This is a genomic window from Pedobacter hiemivivus (assembly GCF_004331685.1).
Classification (GTDB): Bacteria; Bacteroidota; Bacteroidia; order Sphingobacteriales; family Sphingobacteriaceae; genus Pedobacter; species Pedobacter hiemivivus.
On record NZ_SJSM01000043.1, the window covers coordinates 1 to 16,779 of the forward strand.

Genomic DNA, 16,779 nt, shown 5'->3' on the forward strand with positions numbered 1-16,779 from the left:
ATTATGGATATAGAAAGACTTTAGAAAAACAAGGAATTATACAGAGCATGTCTAGAAAAGGAAACTGCTTGGATAATGCCGTGGCCGAAAACTTTTTTGGAATCTTAAAGACAGAATTACTGTACTCGCAAAGATTTGAAACAGCAGAAAAGTTTATCCTTTCATTAAAAGAATACATTAACTACTACAACAATAAAAGAATAAAAAACAGGTTAAATGGAAAGAGCCCGGTGGAATACCGAGCTCTCGTACAAAAAACTTAATTTTGTTAACCTGTCCAACTTTTTGGGGTCACATCATTCTTGTGATACAGGCGCTTTTTGTATTTTCGTAATTTTTAAAAGCTCTTAACGATGCTGTTATGTAATGTTCTAGGGCTCCAGTATCCGCTTGCGATGATTCTTCTAACCGTAAATAAGGGATCATTCTGATCGCGTTTGTCAGCCAATGAGAAAGCCATTCTGAAACCACGTTTTTTAAGCTCAGGGATACCTTCAGCATTCCACAATCCAAAAGGATATGCGAATTCTGTCATTTTCTTACCTGTAATTTCTTCTAATTTCTTGGTTGGCTTATCTAATTGCTCTTCCCAGTCCTTACCTTGATATTTTTTAAAGTTTTTATGGTCGTAAGTATGACTACCGATCACGTTACCTTCATCAGAAAGTTGTTTGATCTGTTCTTTGGTCATGTAATCTACAAACTTCCCTTTTTTGCCAATAGAAACTGTCATGATAAAATATACAGCTTTATAGCCGTACTTTTTAAGTGTTGGTGCGGCAACGGTAAACTGATCCATATCTGTATCATCAAAAGTAAACATGATCGGTTTAGAAGGTAATGGAGCACCAGTATTTAGATAAGCATATAGTTGATCTGGTAAAATAGAATGATACCCGCTATCGGCTAGCATTTTAACCTGATTCTTGAAGTTCTGAACTTCTACAATATAATCCTTACCTACTTTTCCATCTCTAGGCTTCCAGTCACGCACCTGGTGGTAACATAATATTGGAACTTGCTTACGGGCCAGAATAGTCTTTGCATCCGCAACTTTTATTTTCGAAACGTCAACAGCAGGTGCTTGCTCAGTTTCTGAACTTGTTGCCGTACTATCTGCTGATGTTTCCCCTGCAGCAAGGGCTACTTTATCAGTTGCACCTGCACTGGATTGCGACTTAGACTGGCAGCCGGCAGTAAGAATTACCGCTGCGGCGATAAAGGGTAAGAAATGCTTATTCATAGGTTCATTATTTGATACAAAACTAAAAAATCAAACTTAATAAAAGATAGCTATCGCATTTATTACAAAGAATTTTAGCCCTTGCAATAGATTAATCAATATTTTTATCGGCATAACTTTATTTATAATGAACAAACTTTATCTGCCACTGGCTGCAGTACTTACTATGCTCTCTGTTGATTTGAGTGTAAAGGCACAAACCAAAACATTTACCATTACAGAAACGCTGCAATCTGGCCCAAAGGCGAATTACCAACTGGCTTCCAGATATTCACCCAATAAGCTAAAAAAATTGATCTATACCACCGCCGTGGATCCACATTGGCTTAAGCTAAGTAAGCGTTTCTGGTATGAGTATGAAACACCAGCGGGTAAAGAATGGTACCTGGTGGACCCTATAAGTAAAAACAAACGTAAAATATTCGACAATGCAGTGCTAGCTGCCGCAATCACTAACATCGTCAGAGATCCTTTTGATGCGCAGCACCTGCCATTAGAAAATTTAAAGTTCTCTGCCGATGAGCAGCACATCACTTTTGAAGTGAAGAGTACGATAGAGGAATTAAAGAAGGACCGTAAGGATAAGAAAGCGGCAGATTCTATGCAAAAGAAGATCTTTTATTTTAACTATGAGATCAGCAAATCTAAAGTAACTGAAATTCCGAACTACACAAAACCTAAGGCCAAGCCAAGCTGGGGATCTGTAGCACCTGATTCTTCAGCAATTGTTTTTTCGAGAAACTTTAACCTGTACTGGATGGATAAGGAGAACTACAAAAAGGCAGTTAAGAATGAGGAGGATAGTACCATTGTCGAGCATCAGCTGACTAAGGATGGGGTTAAATTCTATCCTTATGGTGCCAATGGGGATGGAGAAAATAACGAGGAAAACGAAAAGAACAATAAGAAAAGAAGAGCTGCTAATGTGATGTGGTCACCAGATTCAAAGCATTTTGCGCTGAACAGAAGTGATTCCCGTAAGGTAAAAGACCTTTGGGTAATTAACAATGTGGCAGCGGGCAGACCAACACTAGAGTCCTATAAATACCAGATGCCGGGTGAAAAGGAAGCACCTATCACTGAAATCCTGCTTTTCGATTTTGCAGCAAAAAGCTACAAAAAACTGAACACTGCAGCTTTTAAAGATCAAACAGTATCGGTGTGGGGAGCGCCTTTATTGAATAAGGATCGCGATAATGAATTTAGGCCGTCTATTTGGCTTGGTAACAACACTAAGGTATACTTTCAACGTACCAGCAGAGACTTAAAACGCATCGATGTGTGTATGGTTGATATTCATACAGGTATAGTTACGCCATTGGTTGACGAACGTTTTAATACGTATGTAGAGGTGAACCGACCAGGTTTGGTAAATGATGGTAAGGAATTGATTCATTGGTCGGAACGTGATGGTTGGGCACATTTTTACTTGTTTGATGGCAATGGTAAACTGAAAAACCAAATCACAAAAGGTGCTTTCCACTGCGAGGAAATTATCAACGTAGATGCAAAAAATAGAGTGCTTTACTTTACTGCCAATGGCAGGGAGGTTAAAGAAGATCCTTATTATGTACATCTGTACCGCATTAATTTTGATGGGTCGGGACTGAAATTGTTAAATGCTGGGGATTTTGATCATGCCATCAGCATGAATGATGAAGCTAAATTCTTTGTCGATAATTTTTCAAGAGTCAATACTGTCCCTAAATCCGTATTGATGGATAATAATGGCCGGGTGGTGATGAATCTGGAGACTGCCGATTTGTCTTTACTAATGGCTTCTGGTTATAAATTCCCTGAACCTTTTAAGGTAAAAGCCGATGATGGGATTACGGATATTTACGGAGTGATGTATAAGCCTTTTGATTTTGATCCCAATAAGAAATATCCCGTGATTGAGTATGTTTATCCAGGACCACAGACAGAGGCTGTGAACAAAGCATTTACCAAGAGTATGGATCGGACTGATAGATTGGCTCAGTTTGGATATATTGTGGTTACTGTGGGCAACCGTGGCGGAAATCCTGCACGTTCAAAATGGTACCATACCTATGGTTATGGGAATTTAAGGGATTATGGTTTGGCAGATAAAAAAGCTGCGGTAGAGCAGCTTGCTGACAGGTATTCATTTATTGATGCCAATAAAGTTGGGATTACAGGACATTCTGGTGGTGGTTTTATGTCTACCGCTGCCATGCTTGTTTATCCTGATTTCTTTAAAGCGGCGGTATCTAATGCTGGGAATCACGACAATAGTATTTATAACCGTTGGTGGAGTGAAAAGCATCACGGTGTGAAAGAAGTTGTATCTGCAAAAGGGGACACTACATTTACTTATAGCATTGATAAAAACCCTGATTTGGCTAAAAACCTAAAAGGAAATTTGCTGTTGATGACTGGAGATGTGGATAACAATGTACATCCGGCAAATACCATTAGGGTTGCCAATGCGCTGATGAAGGCAGGGAAGAGATTTGAATTGGTGATCGTTCCGGGTCAGCGACATGGTTTTGGCGACCTGACAGAATATACTTTCTGGAAGCTTGCCGATCACTTTAATAAATACCTGATCGGAGATTTTTCACAAGTCGGTCAGGCAAATATTATAGAGATGGATAGAGAGGTGGAGCAGAAACGATAAACGAAAAGGCCCTTGCAATTGCAAAGGGCCTTTTTCTAAACCAAAATAATCTGTTTGTAACTAGCTTTCTTAGAAATGGAACTGCACACCCAATTTAGGGGCAAAAGTGTCGGCTTCTAAACCAAATGAATTGGTTTTAGTTTTAATACCTGTTAATTCATCTTTAAACTGTGCGTTGTTGTAACCTAGTCCGTTAACTGAGAATTCGATACCAATTCTTTTAGTTGGGAAGAACGCAAATCCCGGAGCAATATTTACACCTATATCGGTTGTAGTACCTGTTTTAGCACCTGTATTGCCATCAGCATCTAATGCTTTATCGTTACCAAATGACATAGGAACTGATAACTGACCAAAGAATTTAAATTGATCAGATAAACCTACATAGTAACGACCGAAAGGCGCAACTTTAAAAGCCTGGTTTAAATTTAAATCACTTACTTCTTTATTATATGTATAACCTACACCTGTACCAATTGCAAAATTGTCGCTGATAAAATATGCTGCACTTGGAACAACATTAAAGCTGAAATCAGATTTGTTGGCACCATCAACTTTTTCTGAGCTGAATCCAACACTACCACCTACCATAATTTTTCCTTTTTCAGTTTGAGCCTGAGTGCTAAATGCGAATGCAGAAACTGCAACTAATGATAATAATAATTTTTTCATCTTCTTATTTTTTAATTTATAATCTGGTCGTTTCCTGTTTTTATATCCTGACCATTTACGTTATATAGTCAATGTGTATGCCAAACTAAATGTCCGCTCTCTTGTCTAATAAATAGGGTTTTGTGTAACTTGTTAATTTGTAGAAGGATAAGTTTTTCCGTTCTAATGTTTATTATTTTGCAATGACAATTCAACTTAAATTATGACAAATCTGGACTCGGTAAAATAATTCATTCTGACTTTTTGTATTAAAATGTCAGTTGTTTCGTTGTCTCTTTTAGCGTACATGTTGACAAAAACAGGCAGTGCGAATTGATTTGTTTAAAAAAAACATTAAATTCATAAATCATTGTGCTCCTTTAAAGCGTTATAGGGTTATGAGATTGCTAATAGAAAGAAAACCGATAAAAGTATACCCAGATCCTAAGCGGGTTATAGCCCGATTCTTTTTTAACGGAGAGGAGCGGGCGATGGAAGTGGTTAAACAGGTAATGGGGCTTTCATCCAAAGAAGTGTTTAACTTGATTTCTCCTTTATTACAGGAATATTCTAAACGGCATCGTAACATCACTAAAATCCTGACTCGCCATTGTAAAAGGATAAAGGGCTGTATAGAAAAGGCCGGTTACGAGTTCGACTCCCTTGATAAATACGAAAAGTTATTGTTGGGTTCTTATTTCACACATGAGTATTCTATAGAGTCAGCAGCTTTTTTTAACCCTTCTGTGGTCGAAGATCCGGATCAGTCTGATTTGGTAGAGGGCGAAAAGCGCTTGATCATCAGTTTCAGGGCGGTAGGCGAAGGTCATATCTCTTCAGTGGTGTTTAGAAGGGCTCTGATAGATGGCGATCACAATATCACTGTGATGCCAGCGGGGAATTATATTGATGAAGCAGAGATCATTAAAAACGCCATTTACAACAAGAAGCTATTTCTTAAAAAGGCTGCAGATTCCAGGATCGATATAGAGATTTTAGATGAGATGGGTAATAAGCTGAATGAGAAGTTTGATTATTCAACATTAAGGAAAGTGATTTTAGATGGGAAGAGCTTGCAGGAAGATAATTTGAAGAAACTGGAGTATGATAAGATTCTCTGGTTATCTGATACTTATCACGAGATTAGTTTTTCCAGAGACACCGACATCTCCGACCGGGTTATCTTTCCTATTTCAGAGTTTGAACGTAAAGGGATTGAGGATGCGAGGTTTGTACGTTTTGTGAAGGATGATGGCAGTGTGATCTTTTACGCTACTTATACAGCCTTTGATGGCGCTATGATCATGCCTAAATTGCTACAGACCACTGATTTTTATGATTTTAAAATCAGTCCATTGCATGGTGTAGGTGCTCAAAATAAAAACCTGGCCTTGTTTCCGCGTAAAATCAATGGTCAGTATGCGATGATGTCGCGGATAGATGGATGGAACAATTATTTAATGTATTCGGATAAATTAACCGTGTGGGACAATCCGGTGAAGCTACAATCGCCGGTATTCCCCTGGGAGTTTATACAGATTGGCAATTGTGGTTCGCCCATTGAGACGGAAGCTGGATGGTTATTGATTACACATGGGGTGGGGCCCATGCGCCGCTATGTTTTAGGTGCCAGTTTATTTGATTTAAATGATCCATCTATTGAAATAGGTCGTTTAAATGAGCCGCTCGTGATTCCAAATACCGACGAGCGCGAAGGGTACGTTCCTAATGTGCTTTATTCTTGCGGGTCAATTATTCATAATGGCGAACTCATTATCCCATATGGCCTTTCAGATTATTGTTCTTCTTTTGCGACGGTTAAGCTTGATCTTTTATTGAATAAATTAAAAAGTTCAAACTGTGCCATCCCACGTGAGGTGACTGTTGAGGCTGAAAAAGAGTTTTCTGCTGATTAATTTAACACCTGTTTCTGTGGAGAAACCAAATCGCTGATCTGAATGTATTCGAATTCTAGTGCTTTTAATACCACTAAATGTGAGATCCAGTAGGCAAGGGTACTCTCTGCACCTTGGTTACGGTTTACACCATTTGGTTGTAAGCCGTCGCCACAACCTTTGGTTTCATGATCAAATAGTGGTAGGTGTAAACTGTTTTCTCCTAAAAACCATTGGTAACACAAGTACATCTTTTTAATGTAAGTGATGTCGTGGGTAATTTCGTAGGCTTTGAAGTACATCAACACCATCGCCATAGTTTCAATAGCCTGTTGATCGTATGCGGCCATTTCCGGACCGTCCTTGTACAGCCAACCATCGTTACCTACTGGATTTAAATAGCCATGAGAAAGGGTTTTTTGACTCAAAAACTTCATGCTTTCCAGGGCGATGCCAAGTGATTCAGCATCCTTGCTGGTTTGATAATAGCAAAGTAAAGCTAGTGGTAGTATGGCATTGTCATAGGTCATTTTTTCCTCAAACCACTGCCAGTGTCCGTGACCATGTTCCCTATATGCTTCTTTAAGTGGTTCTGCGAGCTGGTCAAACTGGTGTCTGATCTGTTCATCACCAGGATGCGCTTTCAAGTAGTCGGAAAGGCCGATCATGGTATTGGCAATGCCTCTTAGATGCTTCAGGTTTTTAAAATGAGGGACAGATTTGTTAAATAACTCTCGTGCAAATTCACGGTACGAGTTATTGGGCGTATTATTGATCAGGTAGCCTAGGGACCAAATGGTGCGCCCGAAAGAATCTTCTGAGCCCAGTTCATCCAGGTATTCTCTGGTAAAGCTTAAGAAATTTCTGAAACTGCCATCGTCACATTGCATGTATTGAATGTAACTTAAGTAAACGGGCAGGAGTTCTAAAGCGACTTTACTTTTATTTTGTTGATGGGCCATGGTCGCCATAATTAGCGCTCTGGCATTGTCATCCAGACAATACCCTTCTTTAAGGTTCGGAATGCCGTATTTGGCATGTTGTACAATGCCGGTGTCATCTGTTAATCGCTGCACATGTGCCAAATTAAAAGAAGGCATAGTATCTGGATCTATGATTTGTCTTTCGGTATCTTCTTTTTCAGAAAGTGATTTTAGGATGGCTTCGTCCAATAACTCAACAAATATTTTTCCGATAGCTGGCCAGCGCAAGTTAAGTCCATATTTGTAGGCATTTGCTTTAAGTTGTTTGAGCATGGTTTCATCCTCAAATAATTCATTTACAATTGTAGCAAGGGTTTCAGCGTCTTTAAAATCAAATAACCGGCCTCTGTTTTCTGCCAGTAGTTCTTGGGCATGCCAGTACGGGGTAGATATTACAGCGGCACCTGCACCAATTGCATACGATAAAGTTCCGCTTGTAATTTGGGCTTCGTTTAAGTAAGGGGTGATGTACATATCACAGGCTGTTAGATAATCGAACAACTGCTTTTCTGATACAAATTTATTGATAAAAGTAAGGTTGTCTTCAACGCCTAACTTTCGGGCTAGTTTTTTTAGACTGTCCCGATATTCTTCTCCCGAATTCCGGATTACTCCAGGGTGTGTAGTGCCGAGCACCACATACATCACATTGGGGTTTTTGGCAACTATTTGCGGCAAGGCCTCAATTACGGTCTCTAACCCTTTGTTTCTACTAATCAGTCCGAAAGTAAACAGTACTTTTTTATTTTTAAAAGGTAAGGAGTTTTTTACTGGATTATCTATTTCTGCTTCCAGATCAGGAACACCGTGTTCAATCAGCTGAATTTTGTTGAATGAAATTCCATATATACTTGTTAAAAAACCAACCGCCCTGTGGCTCATTACTACTATGCGGGAGGAGTGTTTTGCTATTTCTCTGATAATTGTCAGTTGCATATAGCTCGGGTCTTTTAAAACCGTATGTAAAATGGTAACCAAAGGTTTTTGTAATTTTGCAATTAATGGAAGGATATAGACTCCATCTTTACCGCCATAAATGCCAAATTCATGTTCCATAATGCAGGCATCCACCAAACTGGTATTGATGTAATCGGCTGCACGGCTATAGTCTTTTTGGTTTTCTTGTCGGATCTTATATTTAACTTCTGCTGGATACTCGTAGGTGTCCAGATGCTCTGAATCATTCAATGCAACTACATAGCTATCATCAGACACCGTACTTTTGTCATAGCCAATTGCACTAAGTAGGTTGTGATTAAACGTAGCAATTCCACATTCACGTGGTGGATAAGTGGTTATATAAGCAATTTTCATATGGATTGTGGACTCTTTTGTATCGTATAAACAGTCCTCCCGTCGAATTGTTCTGAATTTCGTATTATTTACATAATCTTGACTATACACTTAGGCTAAAATTCAACGAGTTTGTAATTAATGATGTTAAAAATTGAATCTAGAAATAACTATTATTTGGAGAAACAGAGTATATGAATAAAATGAATGATTTTTTGAGCCCGCTACTTTTTAATCTTTGGCCAGATTAAATACAACTAAGTTTAATCGAAGAACGTATGAGTAATTATAAAGAATTTTCCGATGCCGGGCTTGTAGGTTTACTCAACGAGATTGATGATGAGGGCCATTGTCTTTTAGGGATCTGTCTGATGGACAAAATTACACCTTTTTATTGTTAAAGGAAGTTAAAATATTGGCTAAAACTACATTGTTGGAGGGGTCAGTACGTCTATCATCATTCGGTAAAAAAGATAATATGTTACTCAGATTAGTAATCAATATTAAAAGCAAACAGTATTCAGGTAAAAACTGTAGGTCGGGCTGATGTAATCAACTGGAAAAATGAGAGAATTTAGTTTTCCCAAAGGGTCTTTGGGAAATATATGAAAGAGATAATAAAAAACAAATATAAATACTTATAGTAATTTGCTTGATGTACAGTTAGTTGTAGAAGATTTCCAGTAGGATCTTGACCAAGTATAAAATAAAATGCGAATTGCATTTGAACTGAGTAGAGAGAATACTATTGAGGTAAATAGATGAAAACATATGAATAATTACAAAAAACTAGCTGATGTTGAACTTGTTGCTTGTTTGAAAAATGGTGATAAAAAGGCTTTTACCGTTATTTGTGATCGGTACTGGGGCGTATTGTTCTTCCATGCCCGGAAGATGCTTGGAAATGAAGAAGATGCAAGAGAAGTTGTTGAGGAAGTTTTTACTTATTTATGGAACAATATCGACGAGATACACATAACATCAGATTTATCTACATATTTATACACATCAGCTAGACACGAGATTTTAAATATCATCAAACGAAGCGAGTTAAAGGGAAAATGCCTCGAGTCCCTTATGCGTTTTGAAGTTCAAGATTCTGATTTGAATGATGAAATAAATACGCGAGAATTGACCGTTTGTATTGAAGCTAACCTAGAGCGGCTTCCTGAAGAAATGCGGGAAGTATTTGAATCAGGCCGCAAAGTTAATCTTTCTCATAAGTTGACTTCAGATGACCTCAATAGCTCTGAAGATGGCATATAAAAATAAATTAATAGCGCTTGCCCGAGGCTCGCATAGGCCTTCGGTAAGGCTTCGGGCACGCGTTTACCTTAAAGGGAGTCTCGAAGGAATTTCAAAGGGCTTTCATAGGACTATTAGTCCTACAAGGGTCCTACCATATTCCTATGATACTCCTTTTTCGCTCCTAGCCCTAAACAAGGCTTCCCGAAGGGATTTACAATTGATCAATAGACATAAAACTCATTAAAAAATAGAGGTTATAAATAAACAACAAAGACAGCTTGAGCATGTTCAAGCTGTCCTTTTGATATGATTTAATAAAGTACTAGAAATGATAATTTACTCCGATTGTCGGTTTAAAAGTGTTTATTCCAAATTGAAACTCTTCTCCATTCGTTTTAATTGCATCAGGGTTTTCTATATACTTTGCTTCGTGAAAACTTTTTTGGTAGCTCAACATTGGAAATGAAAATTCAATAGCAATCTTTTTAACCGGGAAATAAGCCAGACCAGGTTTTAGATTCAATCCGATTTGTTTGAATTTATAATCTGATGAGTAAGCTGGAGAAGGTCGACTTTCATCTTTCGAGTCGCCTATTCGGCCATATATAGATAATTCGTTGAAAATCTTAAATTTTTCATTGATGTTGAAATAATACCTGGCAAATGGTGATAGCCCGTAGCTTCTTTGTATTTGTGTGTAGCGTACATCAATGTTATCTGGATTGTCTTCCTTGTCCCTTTGGTGATTGTATTCTAATCCAAGGCCGATTGCCAAATTATCCTTGATAAAATAACCCGATCTTAAAGAGGTATTAAAAATAATTGTTTTTCGGACACTTTGTCCTTCGAATTTATGAGTGCTGAAGGAAGCAAATCCACCTAACATCATTTTTCCTTTTTCCGTTTGCGCATTGGCTTTAAAACTAAAAATGCATAGCAATGCTGCGAAAACTAATTTGTTTTTCATGTTAATTTCTTGAGTGGTTAATTAATTCGCAGTATTAAAAATGATAATTCACCCCGATGGATGGATTGAAGGAGCTGAAGCCAAAGGAGAATGTATCATACTTATATGATGTCCTATCAGTTGCTTCAGGAGTGGTTTTCTGGGAAAAGTAACTCACCAATGGAAAATGGAATTCAATGGCCCATTTTTTAGCTGGGAAAAACGCCAGTCCAGGATTAATTCCTGTGCTATAAGTTGTATGCTTTACTGTGGTGGTTCCGGCTTTTCCATGCTCATCCACTTGTTTTGAGTTCCTAGAGAGGCATTTACGTTAAAATCTCCAAAAAACTTGAAGTTATCCGCAATTCGTGTATAATACCTTACAAATGGGGAAATGCCATAATAAATGTATTGGTCACCGTAATTAATTTCACCATCAGATGCAGAAATATAGCCTTCTGTTTTTGAGATGTTATAGGTTAAAGTGCTACCTACAGCCCAATTGTCGCTTACCAAGTAGCCAACTCTTGGAGCCAGTCCAAAAGTTGTTTTTTTATTGGGAAGCTGATCGTTTGGTTTAGAAGTACTAAAGTTTACGCTTCCTCCCAATAAGAACTTTCCTTTTTCTGTTTGTGCGTTGCTCTTGAACGCGATGGCGCATAGCGCGGCCATGATGAATAGTTTGCTTTTCATTTTCATTTGTGTTTTGTGTTAATCAATATTAGTTAATAAAAACAATATTGTAGTTCTGCAACGAGAATGTTTCAAAAAAAGAAAAGCCCCTAATACGCTAACCTTAAAGGTTTTGCATATTAGGGGCTTTTAAAAGGATAAAACGCTTATTTATTGTTCAAAAACACAAATTTATGATCGAACATATCTAGCTTGATTTTACTGTCTTTGTCTACTTTGCCAGCCAAAATCTCCTTAGACAACTCATTTAAAATGCGTTTCTGGATCACGCGTTTCAATGGTCGCGCTCCAAACTGAGGGTCGTAACCTAGTTCAGCTAACCAGTCCAATGCTTCAGGAGTTGCCTCCATTTCAATACCCATTTCGGCAAGTGTGTCCTGAACATGTTTAAACTGCAAGCTAACGATGTCTCTAAGCTCATTGCGATCAAGCGGAGTAAACATGATCAACTCATCAATCCTGTTTAAAAATTCAGGTCGGATGGTTTGTTTCAACAGCTCAAACAACTCGTTTTTAGTTTTCGCAATTACCTCATCGCGGTTCTCATCGCTCAGGTTTTTGAAATTATCCTGTATAAGGTGCGAACCGATGTTCGACGTCATAATAATGATCGTGTTTTTAAAATTCACTACACGGCCTTTATTATCCGTTAAACGGCCATCATCTAACACCTGTAACAAGATATTGAATACATCTGGATGTGCTTTCTCAATCTCATCCAATAGTACAACCGAATAAGGTTTACGACGTACCGCTTCAGTAAGCTGTCCACCTTCTTCATAGCCTACATATCCCGGAGGCGCACCAATTAAGCGTGAAACCGAATGTCGTTCCTGGTATTCACTCATGTCGATGCGAGTCATTGCATTTTCATCGTTAAACAGGAATTCTGCCAAGGCCTTCGCTAGCTCAGTTTTACCTACACCAGTTGTACCCAGGAATATAAACGAACCAATTGGTTTGCGTTTGTCCTGCAATCCAGCACGTGAGCGGCGTATGGCATCTGATATTGCTTCAATAGCCTCATGCTGTCCGGCAACACGTTTGTGTAGCTCAGCTTCAAGGTGCAATAGTTTTTCGCGTTCACTGGAAATCAATTTGGTTACCGGTATGCCCGTCGAACGCGCTACCACACCCGCAATGTCATCAGCGGTAACCTCTTCTTTTAGCATTCGGCCTTCAATCTGCTGACTTTCCAATTGTGCTTTTAACTTTTCAACTTTATCCTGAGCCTCTTTGATTTTACCATAACGCAGTTCGGCAACTTTTCCGTAGTCTCCGGCACGTTCGGCCTGATTGGCTTCCTGTTTGTAGTTTTCAACCAGTTCCAGCTCATTGTTAATATTGTCTACCAGGTCCTTTTCGCCCTGCCATTTTGCTTTTATTTCATCTCTTTCGGCAGAGAGATTGGCGATCTCTTCGCCCAGCGCTTTTACCTTTTTACTGTCGTTTTCGCGTTTAATGGCTTCCCGTTCGATCTCCAATTGCATGATCTTACGGTTCATTTCATCCACCTTCTCAGGTACGCTGTCCATTTCCATGCGGAGCTTGGCAGCCGCTTCATCCATTAAGTCGATCGCTTTATCCGGTAAAAACCTATCAGCAATATAGCGTTGAGACATCTCTACAGCCGCAATAATAGCCTCATCTTTAATCCGCACCTTATGGTGGGTTTCATATCGTTCTTTTAATCCACGAAGGATAGAGATCGCATCTTGTGTATCCGGCTCATCGACGTAGACCTTTTGAAAACGACGCTCTAAAGCCTTATCCTTTTCAATATATTTCTGGTATTCATCCAGGGTAGTGGCACCAATCGCCCGCAATTCGCCACGGGCCAATGCAGGTTTCAAGATGTTTGCGGCATCCATTGCACCTTCACCACCGCCGGCACCTACCAAAGTGTGGATCTCATCAATGAATAAAATAATATCGCCATCACTCTGAGTTACCTCTTTGATCACTGCTTTCAAGCGTTCCTCAAATTCTCCTTTGTATTTGGCTCCTGCAATTAGTGAACCCATATCCAGAGAGTAAACGGTTTTTGTTTTCAGGTTGGCAGGCACGTCGCCCTTGATAATTCTGAAAGCAATACCTTCGGCAATTGCAGTTTTACCAACGCCAGGCTCACCAATCAAGATCGGGTTGTTTTTAGTTCTTCTTGAAAGAATCTGAATCACCCGCCTGATTTCCTCATCACGACCAATTATAGGATCTAGCTTGCCTGATTCGGCATATTCATTTAAGTTACGTGCATATTTATTTAATGCATTGTAAGTAGCTTCTGCATTTTGACCGGTAACATGGTTATCACCTCGTAAAGCAATAATGGCTTTTTTAAGGTCTTTCTCAGTTACGCCCTGATCTTTCAGGTGTTTAGCTGTATTGTCATTTACGGAAAGTAGGCCAAGCAACACATGCTCAACAGATACAAACTCGTCTTTAAACTCTTTTAAATAAGATTGAGCTTTTTGTAAAGCGGAGTTACTTCCCGAGGTTAAATACGGACTACTGCCCGAAACTTTAGGGAATTTCTCAATCTCTGCATCTAATTGTTGATTTAAAACATTTAGATTCACATTGAGCTTCTTCAAAACATAAGAAACTACATTTTCATCAACAGTAAGCAAACCTTTTAAGATGTGTGCTGTCTCAATAGCCTGTTGCTGATTGCCTTGGGCTATTTCGGAAGCCTGTTGAATCGCTTCCTGTGCTTTTATAGTGAAGTTGTTGAAGTTCATATCAATCTATAAACAAAGTATATGCCGCCTTGTTTTTCTTAATAAAATCGGAAATTTTGTCTGTATTTAAAGAATTGTAGTGACTATTTTACCGATAAATATCAAACCACCATGAAATAATGTCTCTTTTCGGTAAATAAAAGCGCTGATTTATAGAGTTTAGATAAATTTCACGTCCTTTGTAGCATTAAATGAGAGAATTTATACGATTATATTTTGACGCTTACAAAGGGCTGTCTACTCCGGCATGGATGTTAGCACTCGTGATGTTGATCAACAGGAGTGGGGCAATGGTGATTCCCTTTTTAGGTGTTTATATGGTCAACCATTTGCATTTTGACCTCGAAGACACTGGAGTGGTGTTGAGCTGTTTTGGTGTTGGTGCTGTTGGTGGCTCTTTTTTAGGGGGATGGTTAACGGATAAAGTGGGACACTTTAAGGTGCAGCTGATCAGTTTGGTTTTGACGGTACCTGTATTTTTTTTACTACCTGAGTTAGATACGGTACTAAAACTTGGTCTCGGGGTGTTTATGTTAAGTATTATATCAGAAACTTTCAGACCCGCGAATTCGGTTTCTATTGCTTATTATTCAAAACCGGATAACATCATCAGATCCTTTTCCTTAAATAGGATGGCTATGAACCTGGGCTTTTCTATTGGTCCTGCTTTGGGCGGTTTTCTAGCTGCAGTTTCTTATACCTTTCTATTTTACGGCAATGCAATTGGCGCTTTTTTATCAGCAATATTGTTTTTCCTTTATTTCCGTAACCGTAAGGGGAATGATAGAAAAGTTGTTGCTCAGGAGGTTGTTGACGATCCAAAAGGAGATAGATCTCCCTATAAGGACACACTTTTTGTGCTTTTTAGTGTCCTGAGCTGTGTGTTTGCCATTTGTTTTTTACAATTGTTAAATACATTGCCTTTGTATTATAGGACTGTTTATCAACTTACGGAAGCAAATATTGGGGTGATCCTGGCCTTTAGTGGTTTGGTGGTATTTTCGCTGGAAATGTTGCTGGTACATATTGCCGAGAAAAGGATGACCGCCAGAGCAGTAATTGTATGGGGCGTGCTACTTTGTGGACTATCCTTTTTAATTTTAAACCTTGCGCATGGTATGTGGATATTATACGTATCCATGTTTGTGCTTTGTATCGCTGAGATTCTCGCCATGCCATTTATGGCTACGGTTACTTTACAACGCTCCTCGCTAAAAACAAGAGGTGCTTATATGGGGGTCAATGCTTTGTCTTTTTCGGTAGCACATATATTCTCTCCTTTTCTTGGAACTAGGGTTGCTGCCATTTATGGTTTCGAAACCCTATGGTACGGAACAGCTCTGGTATTGTTAATTACAGGTATTGGATTTCTTATCGTGATGAAAAAAATGCGATTGTCAGATTTTTAAGGTAACAATTTAGGGTTTGGGTTGATATAGCTGTAGACCTAACCCTATATGTTATGAAAAAGCTCATCTCTAGTCTTGCTAATATTCCATTTTCTGTAATTGCACAGCAGTTTCCTGAAGTGCCGATGTGCTTTTATGCACTAAAAACGGTGCTGTCTGTTTTTGTGTTTCAAAATGGTTATAAAACACTTTTGGCGATGGATATGAAAAACCATGGCTGCGTATTTAACAGTGAAAAACCTATCGCCATTACGAGGGTAGGGTATAGAGCCTGGAAAGCGGGCATCGTTTACCGTATTTCTTTATGGGAGGTTGGGCTTGAAAAGGCATTGAGCACTTGCTTTGTAAGCCCTCAAAACACAAATGTAATTGAGTATTTTCCTTTAAAATGTCCGGTCGCTATACAGCCAGGAAAAACGTATTACATTACGCGTACCTATATCAGTGGTGGACCAAATAATGACCTTAGGGATTGCGTTGGCTGGTTGAGCAATAAAGAAGGTGGATCTCTTTACCCCGTTAAACAGGGGCCTATTATTTTAAGCCATGGATTTTTTAGTGATGATAGCAATCCGCTGCAAAGCGAGAGTATGTCGAACATACGCACGGGTACCTTGTTGCCTTTTATAGATTTTGAATATACCCTACAATACCGTTGAACAAAAAAAAGGTGCCTTTTGGCACCAGTCATGGTCGGAAGATTTATCTTCCGACTTTTTTTGTTTTATTACCTTTATTTTTTTTGCGCGTAAGTCGTTAATAATCAGTTAATTATGTTGTTTTTCTCACAAGAAATCACTATCTTAATGGCTGATAATCAATGAGGTATGGCTGTATTTAAAGATCATAAAATAAACATAAACCACCTGTTAGGATTCATTCCGGAAGCGCTTATAGCACATCTGTCAGTAAATACCAAAATCGATCACTATGCAAAAGTTCTACATGGTAAAAAGATGTTTTACTTATTGCTCTATGGCCTTTTGGAAAACGAAAAGCTTAGCCAGCGGACATTAGAAGACACCTTCAACGACTC

The 16,779-nt window shown here is 38.8% G+C and carries 13 protein-coding genes and 1 pseudogene; 7 read left to right on the forward strand and 7 right to left on the reverse strand.

Features of this window, described 5'->3' with window-relative positions:
- A partial coding sequence (locus EZ444_RS26695; protein ID WP_165503673.1) for an IS3 family transposase occupies positions 1 to 263 on the forward strand: 263 nt, incomplete at its 5' end.
- A gap of 74 nt (positions 264 to 337) precedes the next feature.
- Here EZ444_RS26695 and EZ444_RS26700 read toward each other — a convergent pair.
- Positions 338 to 1,243 carry a polysaccharide deacetylase family protein gene (locus EZ444_RS26700; protein WP_205945360.1) on the reverse strand — a complete coding sequence of 302 codons (906 nt, stop codon included), beginning with the start codon at positions 1,241 to 1,243 and terminating at the stop codon, positions 338 to 340.
- Between the two features lie 127 nt (positions 1,244 to 1,370).
- On the opposite strand from EZ444_RS26700, the gene EZ444_RS26705 reads away from it, so the two are divergent.
- Positions 1,371 to 3,884, forward strand: a complete 2,514-nt coding sequence (locus tag EZ444_RS26705) for a S9 family peptidase (RefSeq protein ID WP_225874867.1) — start codon at positions 1,371 to 1,373, stop codon at positions 3,882 to 3,884.
- 69 nt (positions 3,885 to 3,953) lie between these two features.
- On the opposite strand, the gene EZ444_RS26710 is transcribed toward EZ444_RS26705, so the two are convergent.
- A complete protein-coding gene (locus tag EZ444_RS26710) occupies positions 3,954 to 4,556 on the reverse strand; it encodes an outer membrane beta-barrel protein (protein WP_131612957.1) in 603 nt (200 codons plus the stop codon).
- Between the two features lie 377 nt (positions 4,557 to 4,933).
- On the opposite strand from EZ444_RS26710, the gene EZ444_RS26715 reads away from it, so the two are divergent.
- Positions 4,934 to 6,451, forward strand: coding sequence for a glycoside hydrolase family 130 protein (locus EZ444_RS26715; protein ID WP_131612958.1), 1,518 nt, complete (start codon positions 4,934 to 4,936; stop codon positions 6,449 to 6,451).
- Here the strand turns inward: EZ444_RS26715 and EZ444_RS26720 are convergent.
- Entirely contained in the window at positions 6,448 to 8,727 is a 2,280-nt protein-coding gene (locus tag EZ444_RS26720; protein ID WP_131612959.1) for a glycosyltransferase family 4 protein, read from the reverse strand. The two genes, EZ444_RS26715 and EZ444_RS26720, sit on opposite strands and share 4 nt — an antisense overlap.
- A 750-nt stretch (positions 8,728 to 9,477) precedes the next feature.
- Between EZ444_RS26720 and EZ444_RS26725 the strand changes: the two genes are divergently transcribed.
- Positions 9,478 to 9,972: an RNA polymerase sigma factor gene (locus EZ444_RS26725; RefSeq protein WP_131612960.1), complete on the forward strand. Its 495-nt coding sequence runs from the start codon at positions 9,478 to 9,480 to the stop codon at positions 9,970 to 9,972.
- Between the two features lie 304 nt (positions 9,973 to 10,276).
- On the opposite strand, the gene EZ444_RS26730 is transcribed toward EZ444_RS26725, so the two are convergent.
- The 4 genes from EZ444_RS26730 to clpB all read right to left on the reverse strand — a co-directional run bounded on the left by EZ444_RS26730 (position 10,277) and on the right by clpB (position 14,334).
- Positions 10,277 to 10,921, reverse strand: coding sequence for an outer membrane beta-barrel protein (locus EZ444_RS26730; RefSeq protein ID WP_131612961.1), 645 nt, complete (start codon positions 10,919 to 10,921; stop codon positions 10,277 to 10,279).
- A gap of 34 nt (positions 10,922 to 10,955) precedes the next feature.
- The gene (locus EZ444_RS26735) at positions 10,956 to 11,201 is read right to left on the reverse strand and encodes a hypothetical protein (RefSeq protein WP_131612962.1); all 246 of its coding nucleotides are present in this window, start codon (positions 11,199 to 11,201) and stop codon (positions 10,956 to 10,958) included.
- The gene (locus tag EZ444_RS26740; protein WP_165503742.1) at positions 11,165 to 11,593 is read right to left on the reverse strand and encodes an outer membrane beta-barrel protein; all 429 of its coding nucleotides are present in this window, start codon (positions 11,591 to 11,593) and stop codon (positions 11,165 to 11,167) included. The genes EZ444_RS26735 and EZ444_RS26740 overlap by 37 nt, the downstream gene beginning before the upstream one ends.
- A 146-nt stretch (positions 11,594 to 11,739) precedes the next feature.
- The gene (gene clpB / locus EZ444_RS26745; protein WP_131612964.1) at positions 11,740 to 14,334 is read right to left on the reverse strand and encodes an ATP-dependent chaperone ClpB; all 2,595 of its coding nucleotides are present in this window, start codon (positions 14,332 to 14,334) and stop codon (positions 11,740 to 11,742) included.
- 191 nt (positions 14,335 to 14,525) lie between these two features.
- Here clpB and EZ444_RS26750 point away from each other — a divergent pair, with 191 nt between their 5' ends.
- The 3 genes and pseudogenes from EZ444_RS26750 to EZ444_RS27535 form a co-directional block, all read left to right on the forward strand.
- On the forward strand, positions 14,526 to 15,743 hold the full coding sequence (locus tag EZ444_RS26750; protein WP_131612965.1) for an MFS transporter: 1,218 nt from the start codon (positions 14,526 to 14,528) through the stop codon (positions 15,741 to 15,743).
- A gap of 53 nt (positions 15,744 to 15,796) precedes the next feature.
- A complete protein-coding gene (locus tag EZ444_RS26755; protein WP_131612966.1) occupies positions 15,797 to 16,402 on the forward strand; it encodes a hypothetical protein in 606 nt (201 codons plus the stop codon).
- Between the two features lie 168 nt (positions 16,403 to 16,570).
- A pseudogene (locus tag EZ444_RS27535) lies at positions 16,571 to 16,779 on the forward strand (IS4 family transposase); the annotation flags it as partial.